General features: G+C 60.8%; 12 protein-coding genes and 1 pseudogene. 7 read left to right on the top strand and 6 right to left on the bottom strand.

The features are described from left to right. Positions 1-133 precede the first annotated feature (133 nt). Together AO065_RS14050 and AO065_RS14045 are read left to right on the top strand one after the other, a co-directional pair. Positions 134-1,579 carry a DNA-3-methyladenine glycosylase 2 family protein gene (locus tag AO065_RS14050; RefSeq protein ID WP_004885050.1) on the top strand — a complete coding sequence of 482 codons (1,446 nt, stop codon included), beginning with the start codon at positions 134-136 and terminating at the stop codon, positions 1,577-1,579. Continuing rightward, complete coding sequence (locus AO065_RS14045) at positions 1,576-2,097, top strand: methylated-DNA--[protein]-cysteine S-methyltransferase (protein ID WP_004885047.1); 522 nt, start codon at positions 1,576-1,578, stop codon at positions 2,095-2,097. Before AO065_RS14050 ends, AO065_RS14045 begins: the two co-directional genes overlap by 4 nt. A gap of 118 nt (positions 2,098-2,215) precedes the next feature. Here the strand turns inward: AO065_RS14045 and thiE are convergent, their stop codons facing one another. Together thiE and AO065_RS14035 are read right to left on the bottom strand one after the other, a co-directional pair. After that, positions 2,216-2,845, bottom strand: coding sequence for a thiamine phosphate synthase (thiE, locus tag AO065_RS14040; RefSeq protein WP_004885046.1), 630 nt, complete (start codon positions 2,843-2,845; stop codon positions 2,216-2,218). Positions 2,846-2,868: 23 nt separating this feature from the next. Then, positions 2,869-3,666 (bottom strand): hydroxymethylpyrimidine/phosphomethylpyrimidine kinase, encoded by a 798-nt coding sequence (locus AO065_RS14035; RefSeq protein WP_004885045.1) that lies wholly within the window; start codon positions 3,664-3,666, stop codon positions 2,869-2,871. 358 nt (positions 3,667-4,024) lie between these two features. On the opposite strand from AO065_RS14035, the gene AO065_RS14030 reads away from it, so the two are divergent. The 4 genes from AO065_RS14030 to AO065_RS14015 all read left to right on the top strand — a co-directional run bounded on the left by AO065_RS14030 (position 4,025) and on the right by AO065_RS14015 (position 10,002). Then, entirely contained in the window at positions 4,025-6,019 is a 1,995-nt protein-coding gene (locus tag AO065_RS14030) for a sensor histidine kinase (RefSeq protein WP_004885043.1), read from the top strand. Between the two features lie 117 nt (positions 6,020-6,136). Further along, on the top strand, positions 6,137-7,786 hold the full coding sequence (locus AO065_RS14025) for an acyl-CoA dehydrogenase family protein (protein ID WP_004885041.1): 1,650 nt from the start codon (positions 6,137-6,139) through the stop codon (positions 7,784-7,786). A 52-nt stretch (positions 7,787-7,838) separates the two neighbouring features. Continuing rightward, complete coding sequence (amn, locus tag AO065_RS14020) at positions 7,839-9,302, top strand: AMP nucleosidase (protein WP_004885040.1); 1,464 nt, start codon at positions 7,839-7,841, stop codon at positions 9,300-9,302. Between the two features lie 67 nt (positions 9,303-9,369). After that, positions 9,370-10,002, top strand: coding sequence for a pseudouridine synthase (locus AO065_RS14015; RefSeq protein ID WP_004885038.1), 633 nt, complete (start codon positions 9,370-9,372; stop codon positions 10,000-10,002). Positions 10,003-10,023: 21 nt separating this feature from the next. On the opposite strand, the gene AO065_RS14010 is transcribed toward AO065_RS14015, so the two are convergent. Together AO065_RS14010 and AO065_RS27655 are read right to left on the bottom strand one after the other, a co-directional pair. Then, entirely contained in the window at positions 10,024-10,503 is a 480-nt protein-coding gene (locus tag AO065_RS14010) for an Lrp/AsnC family transcriptional regulator (RefSeq protein WP_004885037.1), read from the bottom strand. 355 nt (positions 10,504-10,858) lie between these two features. Next, positions 10,859-11,350: pseudogene (locus AO065_RS27655) on the bottom strand (hypothetical protein); the annotation flags it as partial. On the opposite strand from AO065_RS27655, the gene AO065_RS27185 reads away from it, so the two are divergent. Then, positions 11,351-12,067, top strand: a complete 717-nt coding sequence (locus AO065_RS27185) for a DUF6515 family protein (RefSeq protein ID WP_004885034.1) — start codon at positions 11,351-11,353, stop codon at positions 12,065-12,067. Between the two features lie 6 nt (positions 12,068-12,073). On the opposite strand, the gene AO065_RS13995 is transcribed toward AO065_RS27185, so the two are convergent. Together AO065_RS13995 and AO065_RS13990 are read right to left on the bottom strand one after the other, a co-directional pair. Then, entirely contained in the window at positions 12,074-12,967 is an 894-nt protein-coding gene (locus AO065_RS13995; protein WP_004885031.1) for a cation diffusion facilitator family transporter, read from the bottom strand. Between the two features lie 27 nt (positions 12,968-12,994). Continuing rightward, positions 12,995-13,414, bottom strand: coding sequence for a hypothetical protein (locus tag AO065_RS13990; RefSeq protein ID WP_004885029.1), 420 nt, complete (start codon positions 13,412-13,414; stop codon positions 12,995-12,997). Between the last annotated feature and the right edge of the window lie 174 nt (positions 13,415-13,588).

Raw genomic sequence — 13,588 nt, 5'->3', positions numbered from 1 at the left:
TGACTGCTTTATTGGATGGGCGTGAGCCAGAGAAAGCGCAGGAGGCGCCACTATAACAAATGATGAGCGCCGGTCAGATGCACATGTCCGAATTCAGCCAGACTTTTGCCGGGGCCTGGAATAGAGTCTGCCCATGAACACTCTCGATCCCACTATCTGCTACGCCGCGTTTATCGCCAGGGACCGCCGGTTTGACGGCTGGTTTTTCATGGGCGTGTCGTCCACCGGTATTTATTGCCGGCCGATGTGCCCGGTGCGTGCGCCGCAGGCCAGAAACTGCAGTTTCTACAGAACGGCTGCGGCTGCCGAGCAGGCGGGGTTTCGTCCGTGCCTGCGTTGCCGTCCTGAACTGGCACCCGGACAAAGCCTGCTGGACATGTCGAGCAGGCTGGCACAGGCCGCGGCCCGGTTGATAGAGGAGGGCTTTCTGAGTGGCAGAACACTGGATGCGTTGGCTGAGCGAGTCGGTGTCACGGCACGGCACCTGCGACGGATTTTTGAAGCCGAGTTTGGCGTCTCGATGATTGATTTCGCGCAGACGCAACGTTTGTTGATTGCCAAGCGCCTGTTGACCGACACCGGATTGTCCATGACCGAGGTGGCGCTGGCGGCAGGTTTTGGCAGCGTGCGACGTTTCAACGATGTCTTTCAGGCGCGCTACAGCCTGAATCCGACGCGGCTGAGGAAGGCAGCGCACAAAGCCGACGACGCCGAGCTGCGCTTTGAGCTGTCCTACCGGCCGCCATTTTCGTGGAAAGGCGTGCTGGCGTTTCTCGCGCATCGCTGCATTGCCGGCGTCGAGCATGTAAGTGACGACGTTTATGCGCGGGTCATCGAAGTCGAGCATGCGGGGCGCAAGGTCTCTGGCTGGATCAGCGTGACCGATGCACCCCAGCGGCACGCGTTGGTGGTGACCATGTCGGCCTCGTTGCAAGCGGCGGTCGCAGTGGTGCTCGGGCGGGTGCGGAGGGTGTTCGACACTGGCTGCCGACCTGATCTGGTCGATGCGCACCTTGGACCGCTTATTGGCGATCTGCACGGCATGCGTGTTCCCGGTGCGTTCGACGGCTTCGAAATTGCGGTGCGGGCGGTGGTCGGCCAGCAGATATCGGTGCTCAATGCACGAGCGATTCTGGGCCGGATTGCCGAACGATTCGGCACGCCGGTCAGCGATGCACCCTTCGGGCTGCACCATGCGTTTCCGACCGCGCAGGCCATCGCAGCGCTGCATTATGAGGACCTGATCGCCACCGGCCTGATCCGCATTCGCGCCGAGGCGATTATCGCAGTCGCCGAGGAAGTGGCGGCGGGGCGGATCCTGCTTGAGCCGCTGGTGCCACTGGACGAAACGCTGGCGGAGCTGCGACACATTCGCGGCATCGGCGAGTGGACCGTGCAATACATTGCCATGCGCGCCCTGGGCTGGCCCAATGCGTTTCCCGAAGGCGATGCGGTGCTCAAAAAACGCCTGGGTTGCACGACGGCTGCGCAGCTCAACGAGCATGCGAGCCAGTGGGCGCCGTGGCGAGCCTACGCGACCGTGCATGTCTGGCATCAACGTGAGGAGACACCATCATGATTCCCGGCTATCTGCTTTCAAGCCCCTTGGGCGACATCGCCCTGCGTGTCGAGGACGATACGCTGACTGGCGTTTACTTCATTGGCCAGAAGCACTATCCCGGTCTGGTGATGATGCCCGACGACCAGCACGTGCCCAGAGTCGTGCGGATGGCGCAGGAGCAACTGACCGAGTTCTTTCGCGGCGAGCGCCGGGTCTTCGATGTACCGCTGCGCATGCGCGGTACGCCGTTTCAGGAACAGGTCTGGGCTGAGCTGGCGCGCATTCCTTATGGCGAGATGATTTCCTACGGAGCGATGGCAAGAAAGATGGGCTTGAGCCCCGGCCATTCGCGGGCAGTGGGGACCGCCAACGGCAAGAACCCGATCTCCATCATCGTGCCGTGCCATCGGGTCATCGGCGCGGGTGGCGATCTGACCGGTTATGCCGGTGGCGTCGACCGCAAACGCGCACTGCTGGCGCTGGAAAATGCGACCGGCATGCCGGATTTCGAGTTCAAGTTGGTGGGGCAGGCTTGATCTTCATTCTCACGCCGATCAGCGTCGGGAATAGATCGTTCCCACGCTCCAGCGTGGTAGCGCCTCTCTGGACGCTCTGCGTCCGCTTTTGATGTGACGCAGAGCGTCACGGGCATGCTCAGCGGCCGCTGGCCAGCAGTTCGGTGAATGCCTTGGCCCGGCGGGTGACTTCCTGAGGGGTTTCGGCGCCGAACAGGCCGTGGACGACGGCCAGCAGGTCGGCGCCGTGCTCGACCAGTTGCGGGGCGTTGTCCAGGGTGATGCCGCCGATGACGGCGATAGGCAGGTGTACCTTGGCGCGGACCTGAGCGATCAGGTCCAGAGGCACGGCAGGCGCGTTCGGTTTGGTCTGGGAGTTGAAGAACCGTCCGAAGGCTACGTAAGTCGCCCCGTCGGCTTTGGCGCGCTCGGCCAGTTCCAGTTTGCCGTGGCAGGTCGCGCCGACAATCGCCTTGTGTCCCAGCAACGCGCGTGCGTCGGGCAATGAGCCGTCGGTCTGCCCCAGATGCACGCCTACACCCAGACGAGCCGCCAGTTCTGCGTCGTCATTGATGATCAGCCGCGTCTTGTAACGCTCGCACAGCTTGAGCAGTTCAGTCGCCTCGCGCAGACGGCGCGATTCGTCTTCCGTCTTGTCCCGGTATTGCAGCAGCGTCACGCCGCCATCAAGGGCGGCTTCAACGTAAGACAGGAATCTGCCCGTCAGCAACTGGCTGTCGGTAATGGCATACAGGCCACGTAGTTTCATGGATCGACCCTCATGGCAGTGCGTTACGAACAGAAGTCCAGCGGAAGACGGCGGGGGACGAATTGACCCTTGCCCAGCTGCTCGGCGTCGCGCAACGTTCTCCAGGTGTAATCGAGGGCGGATTTCACCGCGCTGACCATTTCCTCGCCCTGTGCCAATCGTCCCGCAAGAGCGCTGGCCAGTGTGCAGCCTGAACCGTGGTAACTGCCTGGCAAGCGTTCACAGACAAAGGTATGGGTCTGGCCGCCACGAACATAGAGACGGTTGTGGATCTGTTGTTCGTCGCCATGCCCGCCGGTAATCAGCAGATGTTGGCAGTAAGGCAGCAGCTTTTCTGCGCATTCATCCGCCGTGCCTTCAGGCAACTCCGCAAGGATGCGGGCTTCCGGCAGGTTGGGCGTGGCGATGGCTGACAGCGGCAGCAGTTGCTCGCGCATGGCATAACCGACTTCGTCCTTGCCCAGACGTCCGCCGCCACCGGCTCGCAACACGGGGTCGCAGACCATGGGCAGATGCGGATTGGCCTGCAGCAGCTCGACAACGGTATCGACCATGTCCAGCGAGCCAAGCATGCCCAGCTTCACGGCGGCGACGCACGAGTCGTTGAGGACGGCATGCGCCTGGGCCAGCACCCAGTCGCGATCCAGCACGCGGAAATCACTGACATTGACGGTGTCTTGAACCGTCAGCGCCGTGATGACCGGAGCGGCATGGCAACCCTGGGCAAGCAGGGCTTCTATATCGGCCTGCATGCCGGCGCCGCCACTAGGGTCGTGGCCGGAGAGGCAGAGGACAACGGGGCGGGAGCTATAGATATTCATGGTGCGCGAGCTTATCACTAAACCTTTCCGGGGCCGTCTGTCGATGAACGATTTTCTTGCGGATCGGTAGAGCGCGCCGAACGCCCGAGCGGCCTGGTTAAATCCGAAGAAAATTCATGTTTGGCCTGGAAGTGCCGAAATAGAGCCATCGTCTTGATTATTAAAGCGATGGTGCCTTAAAGCTATTAACGGCTATGCTTCACTATTCCGAGAGTCTGCTGAATGGCGTGCCCGCTGCGGTGTCCACAGGCAGTTGTCGTGTACCGGTCACACCCTTAAGCCTGTTTCAAGGATAGACATTTGCAGGACGTCGCCATCAACGGATGGAGTGGCCGCGACGACCGACCTTGGGGCTTTAATGCGCTATCTGCTAATCATGCTTGCTGTCTGGCTGCCAATGCTGGCTCATGCCGTGGAGTTTGATGAGAACACTCAGTTCCTGCCGCTTGGGCGGGCGATTCAGGTGTTCGAAGACCCGACGGGTGAGGCGACGATCGAAAGCGTGAGCTCCGAGGCGGGCACGCGTGAGTTTCGACCTCTGCAAACCCGCACCTTCAATGCCGGCTACTCGCGTTCGGCTTTCTGGCTGAAAGTCGATCTGTTGTATCGCCCCCGCACGGCCGATCAGCATACGGACTGGCTGCTGGAGCTGGCGTACCCACCGATGGATCACGTCGACTTTTATACACAGGACGCCGTAGGACGCCCGACACTGATCTGGCAGACCGGTGACATGCTGCCGTTCGCCAGCCGTCAGTTCAAACAGAACAACTACCTCTTCCAGCTGGACGTGCCGCCCGGTCAGCAGCGCACCGTGTACCTGCGCCTCAAGAGTGAGGGCTCGCTCCAGGGGCCGCTCAATCTCTGGTCAACCCATGCCTATCTCGAGGCCCAACCGGCTCGGATCTACGTGTTCGGTCTGATCTACGGCGTATTGCTGGGGATGCTGGTCTACAACCTGTTCATCTTCATCAGCGTGCGCGACCCCGATTATCTCTATTACATCCTCTACGTCGCGTCGTTCGGGCTGTATCAGATGTCGATCAACGGGGTCGCCATCGAATACCTGTGGCCGAATAACCCGTGGTGGGCGAATGCGTCGACACCGTTTCTGATGGCGATGGCGACGCTGTTCGCCTGCCAGTTTTCACGCAGCTTTCTGATGACCAAACGTCTGGCACCCTGGCTCGACAAGCTGCTGCTGGTGATGGTCGGCGCGGCTGCCGTGGTCATGGGTATTGCCTTGTTTCTGGGCTACGGCCCTGCGTTGCGTTCGGCGACCTATTTGGTCGAGGCCGGGGCGCTTGTGATCTATCTGGCGGGCATCGTCGCCGTTGCCAAGGGCGAGCGCGTAGGGCGTTACTTCGTGATTGCCTGGTCGGTGTTCATGGTCGGCGGGGTGATTTTCGGCCTGATGCTGCTGGGCAAATTGCCCAATACCTTCCTGACCATGTATGCGTGCCATATCGGTACTGTGCTGGAAATGGCGCTGCTGTCCATGGCGCTCGCCGACCGCATCAACCATGCCCGGCGACAACAGGCCCAGACACTGGTGGCAACCGGCAGGGATCTGGAACGCCTGAACCAGCAACTGGCGACCAGCAACCGCCTCAAGGACGAATTTCTGGCCACGGTCACCCACGAGTTGCGCACGCCCATGAACGGGGTGATCGGTTCTCTGGAATTGATGCAGACCCTGAAGCTGGGCGATGAACTGGAGATGTATCAACAGACCGCCGCCAGTTCCGCCCAGGACATGATGAGCATGATCAACGGCATTCTGACCCTCACCGAGCTGCAGGCTGGTGTGCTGTATGCCGAGTGCGATGCGTTTGAGGTCAGTGAACTGTTCGGCCAGTTGCATGAACGTTTCAACAGCCCGGCGCAGGCCAAGTCGCTGGCGCTGACCTTCGATCTGGACGACAAGCTGCCTGCCACGGTTCGTGGCGATGCCGACAAGCTGTACCAGTGCGTCGAGTGCCTGCTGGACAATGCCATCAAGTTCACCCGCGAAGGCGAGATCAGGGTGCGGGTCAGCGGTCAGCCGCAGGATCTTGACCGTCTGCGCCTGCGGGTCGAAGTCATGGACACCGGCATCGGGTTCAACCGTCTGGACGAGGTCAAGCTGTACGAGCATTTCTTCCAGGTTGATGGCTCGATGACCCGTCAGTACGGCGGGCTGGGCATCGGTCTGGCGATCTGCCGCAAACTGGTCGAGTTGCAGGGCGGTGAGTTGAGCCATCATTCCGAGCCGGGACAAGGCAGTTGCTTCACCTTGAGCCTGCCGATGCTGATGGCCATTCCGGGCGCAGTGCGCAAGACGCCCGAATTGAAAGCCCACTGGGGTATTTGAACGTGAGAGTAGAGGGCAAAAGCGCCGGTCATTCGGCGCATACGGCACTTTTTAAAGGCGAAGCCTTGGGCGCATGATTCACTCCTGCTCATGAAACACGCAGGGAGAACATGACTCATGAACCTGAATCAATTCGCCGAAACCCACGAAGTCACCAATCAGCCACCGCCGCTCGACGGTGCGAATCTCTACAGAATCGATCTGCCGCTGCAACAGTGGAGCAAGCGCTACGGCGCAGGCTGGGCCGAGACGCGCATCGATGCGTACGGCGCGCTGGCAGGTGGGCCGCTGATGGAAGCCGGTTTTCTCGCCAACCAGAACAAGCCGGTGTTCGCCAGTCACGACCGCTACGGCCATCGCATCGACCTGATCGAATTTCATCCGGCGTACCACCAGTTGATGAACACCGCCATCGAGCATGGCATCCCTTCGCTGCCCTGGACCGATCCGCAGCCCGGTGCGCATGTCGCTCGAGCGGCGATGAGCTATCTGCATACCCAGGCCGATCCCGGCAGCGGTTGCCCGCTGACGATGACCTTTGCCAGCGTTCCGGCCTTGCGCCTGCAACCCGATCTGGCCGAGATATGGCTGCCCAAGGTGCTTTCCACTCAGTACGATTCGCGCAACCTCGGCATTGCCCACAAGACCGGCGCGACCATCGGTATGGCCATGACCGAGAAGCAGGGCGGCACGGATGTGCGTAGCAATACCACACGGGCCTGGCCAGTCGGTGCGGGCGGACCGGGGCAGGCGTACGAACTGGTCGGGCACAAATGGTTCTGCTCGGCACCGATGTGCGATGCCTTCCTGACCCTGGCACAGACCGACAAAGGACTGAGCTGTTTCCTGCTGCCGCGTCACCGGCCGGACGACACGCGTAATGAGTTCTATATCCAGCGTCTCAAGAACAAGCTGGGTAACTGGTCCAATGCCTCCTGCGAAGTCGAGTTTCGAGGGGCGCTGGCGTGGATGATCGGCGAGGAAGGGCGCGGTGTGGCGACCATTATCGAAATGGTCGCCATGACGCGCTTTGACTGCATGATCGGCTCCAGCGCGTTGATGCGACAGGCGCTGACTCAGGCCACCCATCACTGCGCACACCGCTCGGTGAGTGGTCGGTTGCTGGCCGAGCAGCCACTGATGCAAAACGTGCTGGCCGATCTGGCGCTGGAAAGCGAAGCGGCGCTGGTCCTGACCCTGCGCATGGGCCGCGCGCTGGATCATCTGGATGAGTCCCATGAATCGCGCTTCGTGCGGCTGGTGACGGCGGTAGGCAAGTACTGGATCTGCAAGCGCGCCCCGGCCATGATCAACGAAGCCGCTGAATGCCTCGGCGGTGCTGGCTACGTCGAAGACAGCATTTTGCCGCGTCTGTACCGGGAAGCGCCGGTCAACTCGACCTGGGAAGGCTCCGGCAACGTGCAGTGCCTGGATGTATTAAGGGCGCTTTCGAAGGAGCCGGGTGTGCTCGATGCCTTGTTCGACGAGCTGGGTGACGGGCATGGCGATCGACGTCTGGCCGCGCACATCACCGCGCTGAAAGGCGACTTCACCGATTTGAGCGATATCCAGTACCGCGCCCGGCAACTGACCGAAGACATCGCTGTCGCCCTGCAGGCAAAACTGTTGCTTGAGGCGGGTAACACGGCCGTCAGCGATGGTTTCATCGCCGGTCGAATAGCCGCTGGCGGGCGGGTGTATGGCGCATTGCCGCGAGGTGTGGATGTCGAAACATTGGTATCCAGAGCGTCGCCGCAGGTGGCATGAGCACGCGAACCCGTTAGGATGCAGGTCTGCAAGTTCAGACAGGACATGAAACGTGACCCAAGCCTTTGTTGTTGTAGACACTGCCGAGCAAGCTGTAGAGCGTCTCGCTGAACTGCACGAGCGTGCGACCAGCGCGCTGAGCCAGGCGCTCAAGCGTTACCTGAAAGACCGCGTCGAACCCAGCGCCGAAGAACGAGCGCAGTTCCGCTACCCTGAATTGCGCCTTAACTACCAGTGCCACGGCGAAGTGCCGTTGACCACTCGCGCTTACGCCAAGGTCCAGTTGCCCGGCACTTACAGCGTTACCGTCACGCAGCCCAAGGCGTTTCGCAAATACCTGCTGGAGCAGCTCGGCCCGCTGATGAGCGACTTCACCGTGACGGTCGAAGTCGGCATGAGCGAGCAGAACATTCCTTATCCATATGTTGTGGAACAGGGCGATGAACTGGCTGGCTCCGGCGTGACCGCCGCTGCGCTGGCGCGAGTGTTCCCGAGTACCGACCTGTCGGCCGCGACCGATGGCATTGCCGACGGCCTCTACGACTGGGCAAATGTCGATCCGCTGCCACTGGCGCTGTTCGATGCTGCGCGCGTGGACTTTTCGCTGCGTCGTCTGGTGCATTACACCGGCAGCGACTGGCGCCATGTGCAGCCGTGGATTCTGCTGACCAACTATCACCGCTATGTCGACCAGTTCATCCTGCATGGCCTGGAAAAACTGCGTGAAGATCCGCGCTTCGTGCGCATGGTTCTGCCTGGCAACGTCATCGTCGACAAGAGCATGAGTCAGGACGAAGCCCAGGCCATCGTCGCCAGCGTGGTCTGGCACCGCTACCAGATGCCGGCCTATCACCTGATCGCCGAAGACGGTCACGGCGTGACGCTGGTCAACATTGGTGTCGGGCCGTCCAACGCCAAGAACATCACCGACCACCTGGCGGTCTTGCGTCCACATTGCTGGCTGATGATCGGTCACTGCGGCGGCCTGCGGCAGTCGCAGACCATCGGCGACTACGTGCTGGCCCACGCCTACATGCGTCGCGACGGCATTCTGGACCGCGTGCTGCCGCCACACATCCCGATTCCGGCCCTGGCCGAAGTGCAACTGGCCCTGCAGGAATCGGCTGCGCAGATCACCGGCGAGCGTGGCGAAGAACTCAAGAAGCGCCTGCGTACCGGCACTGTGCTGACCTACGATGACCGCAATTGGGAACTGCGCTGGGCGCAGGAGCGTCCGCTGATCAACCTGTCCCGCGCCGTGGCCGTGGACATGGAAAGCGGCACCATCGCCGCGCAGGGTTATCGTCTGCGGGTGCCCTATGGCACGTTGTTGTGTGTCTCGGACAAACCGTTGCACAGTGAAATCAAGCTGCCGGGTTCGGCCAACGCGTTCTATGAACGCGCAGTCAGCCAGCATCTGAAGATCGGCATCGCAGCGCTGGACCTGCTGCGCACCGAGCTCAATTCGCTGCACTCGCGCAAACTGCGCAGCTTCGACGAACCGCCGTTCCGTTGATTGCGGTTGGTATTTGCAGAAAGGGCCACTAAAGTGGCCCTTTCTGTTTTCCGATTGCCGAATTCCCATGTCCCGCATCCAGCGTCCTGCCTCCCGCCGTCCTCAAACCAGTCCATCAGGCGCTCCCCGGCGAGTCGCCAAGGCGCCACCCGCCGAGCCAAAGCTGATCCTGTTCAACAAGCCGTTCGACGTGTTGACCCAGTTCAACGATGAACAGGGGCGGGCGACGCTCAAGGATTTCATCAATATCCCCGGCATCTACCCGGCAGGCCGGCTGGATCGCGACAGCGAAGGCCTGTTGTTACTGACCAACGACGGGCAATTGCAGGCGCGTATCGCCGATCCGAAGCACAAGCTGGCCAAGACCTATTGGGTGCAGGTGGAGGGCGAACCGAGCGAAGAACAGTTGCAGCAACTGCGTGAGGGTGTGCAGCTCAATGACGGCCCGACCTTGCCTGCCGAAGCCCGACAGATTGAGGAGCCTGCCCTATGGCCGCGTAATCCGCCGGTCCGCTTTCGCAAAAGCGTGCCAACGCACTGGCTGGAACTGGTCATCAGGGAAGGCCGCAATCGACAGGTACGGCGCATGACCGCTGCCGTGGGCCTGCCGACGCTGAGGCTGGTGCGCGTCAGGATCGGCGACTGGACGCTCGACGGGCTCGATCAGGGTGAGTATCGCGAGGTGCCCGCCAGGCTGTAACGCTGTTATCACGGCCCTTTATCAGTTGCGCAGATGAACCAGCGGCATTTCGGTGCTGGCCAGGACCTGATTGAGCACAAAGCTCGACCGCACGCTGGTCACGCCTTCGATACGGGTCAGATGCCCCAGCAGCAGTTTCTGGTAATGGTCCATGTCTGGCACCACGACTTTCAGCTGATAGTCGGCTTCCATCCCTGTCACCAGGCTGCATTCCAGCACTTGAGGCAGGTTGCGAATCTGCTGCTCGAAGTTCTCGAAACGCTCCGGTGTGTGGCGGTCCATGCCGATCAGCACGTAGGCGGTAAGATTCAGACCCAGCTTCTTGCGGTCCAGCAAGGCCACCTGTCGCACGATGTAACCATCATCTTCCAGCTGTTTGACCCGGCGCGAGCACGGCGACGGCGACAGACCAATGCGTTCCGCCAATTCCTGGTTTGAGATGCGCGCGTCCTTTTGCAATTCGGCCAAAATGCTCAAGTCATATCTGTCGAGCTTGCTCACGATCTACCCCCTTTATGATTTGGATTGCGCAGGATTATTCATCTGAAGTCAAAAATTGCGCAAGTAATGTTTTATCGAGCAACATTAGCAATCCTCTGCCAATGCCGCAGGCCTATTCTTTTAACCAGAATCACTGCCCGGACACAGCGTCCAGCGCGACTCGCCGAATCAGGCCAGTCGCGGCCTCCCACCCAACCGGGTGTGCCAGGCCCCCGGGCTACAGACTGTCCACAAGACGGTGTGAAGTGAGCCGATGCCACAAGCGTCGCGCCAGGACGAAGTATCCCAAGGGGGCCAATTGGTCCCCTTTTCTTTGCGTCCTGATAAAGTGCACAGAACGGCGCATCGCTATCACCGTCTCAATAACGTCCATCCGCGCTCTAGTGAGGAAAGCATGAAATCTGGCATCTGGCAGTTCGCGGGTCTGAGTCTGTTATGCCTGAGCATCAGTGCCCATGCGTTGGCCGACGAGCGTGATGATTCACGAGGCAATGCCATCGACGGTGGACCTCAGCGACCGCAGCAGCAACAGCAGAATCAGCAGCGTTTTCAGCAGCAGGAAAATCAGCAGCGTCAGATGCAGCAGCAACAGAACCAGCAGCGCAACGTCGAGCGCCAGCAACAGCAGCAGATCTATCAGCAGCAGAACCTACAGCAGCGTCAGATCCAGGAGCAGCAGAACCAGCAACGCCAGGTCGAACGTCAGCAGCAACAACAGATTCAGCAGCAGGAACTCCAGCAGCGCAATGTGGAGCGTCAGCAGCAACAGCAGATCAATCAGCAGCAGCGCGAGCAGCAACGCCAGATTCAGGAACAACAGAATCAACAGCGCCAGCAGCAACAGCAGTTGAGACAGAACCAGGACAATCTGCCGATCCAGAGTGGTCCGCGTGAAGCCTGGCAAACCCAGCAGCCGCGTGAGGGTTACTATCAGGACATTCCGCGTGGCAATAACCGTAACTGGTCGGCTGGCAACGGCAGGCCTGACGAGCGCTGGAATGGACGTCCTGACGGGCACGGCAACGGCTGGGGGCCTGGACCGCGCTATCGTCCGGGTTACGCCATCGACAGCGTGCCGCACGGCTATTCGCGTGTCCCTTATCGCGGGCAGGATTACTACTATTCCGAAGGTTACTGGTATAGGCCGCAAGGCCCGCGCTACGTGGTCGTGAACCCGCCCTACGGCGCACGTGTTCGCAGTCTGCCGTCGTATTCGCAGGAAGTGTGGATTGGCAGCAGTCTGTTGTTTCTGGCGGCAGGCACGTATTACACGTACCAGTCGGACAGTCAGGAGTATGTGGTGGTCAATCCGCCGCAGAACGAGACGGTGTATTCACAGCCGGTGCAGCAACAGGGCAACGGCTACGATCCCGTCGCCTATCCCCAAAACGGCCAGAGTCAGCAGCAGGTCGAACTGGATCGCTACCAATGCTACCGCTGGGCCGTGGAACAAAGCGGCTTCGATCCGGCCAACATCACCTCACAGCCTCAGGCTGAAGTCGTTGACCTGTACCGGCGTTCGATGGGCGCCTGCCTGGCAGGGCGCGGCTACAGCGTCAATTAAAGCTGATCAGGCGCGAGCCTGCTTCACCACTTCCTGAGGGTCGGCGTGCACCAGCACTTCGGCCTTCGGGTATTGCGCGTGGATGGCGTCGGCGACCTGATCGCACAGCGCATGGGCAACGGACAACGTCAGCGCGCCCGGCAGCTCAAGGTGCAGTTGCACGAACCAGTGATTGCCGGAAATCCGCGTGCGCAGATCATGCGCGCCCAACACCCCCGGCACGCCGCACGCCAGCTCGAGCATGTGTGTGCTGACATCGCTGGGCAGTTCCTCGTCCATCAGCACGGAAACGGTTTCCCTGGCGATCTGAAAAGCGCTCCACAAAATGTACAGCGCGATGCCTAGCCCGAAATAGGCATCCAGTTGTTGCCAGCCGAAGTACGCCAGCGTCAGCGCCAGCAGGATACTGGCATTGAGCAGCAAGTCCGAACGGTAGTGCAGGGAGTCAGCCCGTATCGCGGCAGACCCGGTCGCCTTGATCACCCGGCTTTGCAGGGTCAGCAGTGCCAGCGTCAGCGCAATGGACACCACCATCACGATCATGCCCAGCAATGGCGCGCCCAGTGGCTCCGGGTTCTGAATACGCTGCACCGCCTGAAAGGCGATCAACACGCCGCTGACCCCGATGAACAGCGCCTGCGCCATGCCCGACAGCGCTTCCGCCTTGCCGTGACCATAACGGTGATCGTCATCGGCCGGGCGCAGGGCGTAATGCACGGCCAGCAGATTGAGGAAGGACGCGGCGCCGTCGAGCAGCGAGTCGGTCAGACCTGCCAGCAGACTGACCGACCCGCTGATCCACCACGCCACGCTCTTGGCCAGGATCAGCGTGATCGCCACACCAAGTGAAGCCCGCGTCGCGAGACGCAACAGTCTGCTGTGTTCGGCACTGGTGCTCATGACGCGTCCTTCAAACCTGAAAAAAGATTACGCAGCGGGAATCAGCCCCAGCGAAGCCAATTGCTCGACGCTGCCCTTGTGCTGAATCAGGCGCGGGTCGTTCAACGGCAGCGAACGGCCCAGCTCGGTTTCGAGGATGGCCTGCAGCTTGATGTTGTCCACACTGCCATCGGCCTTGATCGCCGGTTGCAGCTTCTGCGGATCGATCTGCGCGTGCTCGCCCGGCCCGTAATAGATCGCACCGGTCGCAAAGTCCACCGCAAAGGCAATCACGCCGGGAATGATATAGAACAGCAGCCCGAACGCATCCAGCGCCGCAATGGCCGGATCGACCTTGCCATCAATCTGACCACGACGGTCAGGGTAGAAAATACTGCCGCAGGCAGTCAGCTGGGTCAGCAACGTGGCGACCACAACGCCACCAATCAAACGGGAAGGAATGCGCATGGAAAGCTCCTGAGATGAAGAGGGCAACTATACAAGGCAAAGGCTGCAAGGCTAAGACTATTGAGTGGTGGGGTGGTTCTGGTGGGTGGGTTATCGGTTTCGGGCGGTAGCCGTCTCGTACTGAGCACTCTTCACGCTCAACCTGGCTTAGGAGATGCGTCGCTGTCTTCTGAT

Source organism: Pseudomonas viridiflava (assembly GCF_001642795.1).
Lineage (GTDB): Bacteria > Pseudomonadota > Gammaproteobacteria > Pseudomonadales > Pseudomonadaceae > Aquipseudomonas > Aquipseudomonas viridiflava.
This window is presented reverse-complemented; position numbering and strand designations above follow the sequence as displayed.

Excerpts from the sequence above, each read along its gene's own strand:
- AO065_RS14050 (WP_004885050.1), top strand. The coding sequence starts at position 134 with ATGAACACTCTCGATCCCACTATCTGCTACGCCGCGTTTATCGCCAGG.
- AO065_RS14045 (WP_004885047.1), top strand. The coding sequence starts at position 1,576 with ATGATTCCCGGCTATCTGCTTTCAAGCCCCTTGGGCGACATCGCCCTG.
- thiE (WP_004885046.1), bottom strand. The coding sequence starts at position 2,845 with ATGAAACTACGTGGCCTGTATGCCATTACCGACAGCCAGTTGCTGACG.
- AO065_RS14035 (WP_004885045.1), bottom strand. The coding sequence starts at position 3,666 with ATGAATATCTATAGCTCCCGCCCCGTTGTCCTCTGCCTCTCCGGCCAC.
- AO065_RS14030 (WP_004885043.1), top strand. The coding sequence starts at position 4,025 with ATGCGCTATCTGCTAATCATGCTTGCTGTCTGGCTGCCAATGCTGGCT.
- AO065_RS14025 (WP_004885041.1), top strand. The coding sequence starts at position 6,137 with ATGAACCTGAATCAATTCGCCGAAACCCACGAAGTCACCAATCAGCCA.
- AO065_RS14015 (WP_004885038.1), top strand. The coding sequence starts at position 9,370 with ATGTCCCGCATCCAGCGTCCTGCCTCCCGCCGTCCTCAAACCAGTCCA.
- AO065_RS13995 (WP_004885031.1), bottom strand. The coding sequence starts at position 12,967 with ATGAGCACCAGTGCCGAACACAGCAGACTGTTGCGTCTCGCGACGCGG.
- AO065_RS13990 (WP_004885029.1), bottom strand. The coding sequence starts at position 13,414 with ATGCGCATTCCTTCCCGTTTGATTGGTGGCGTTGTGGTCGCCACGTTG.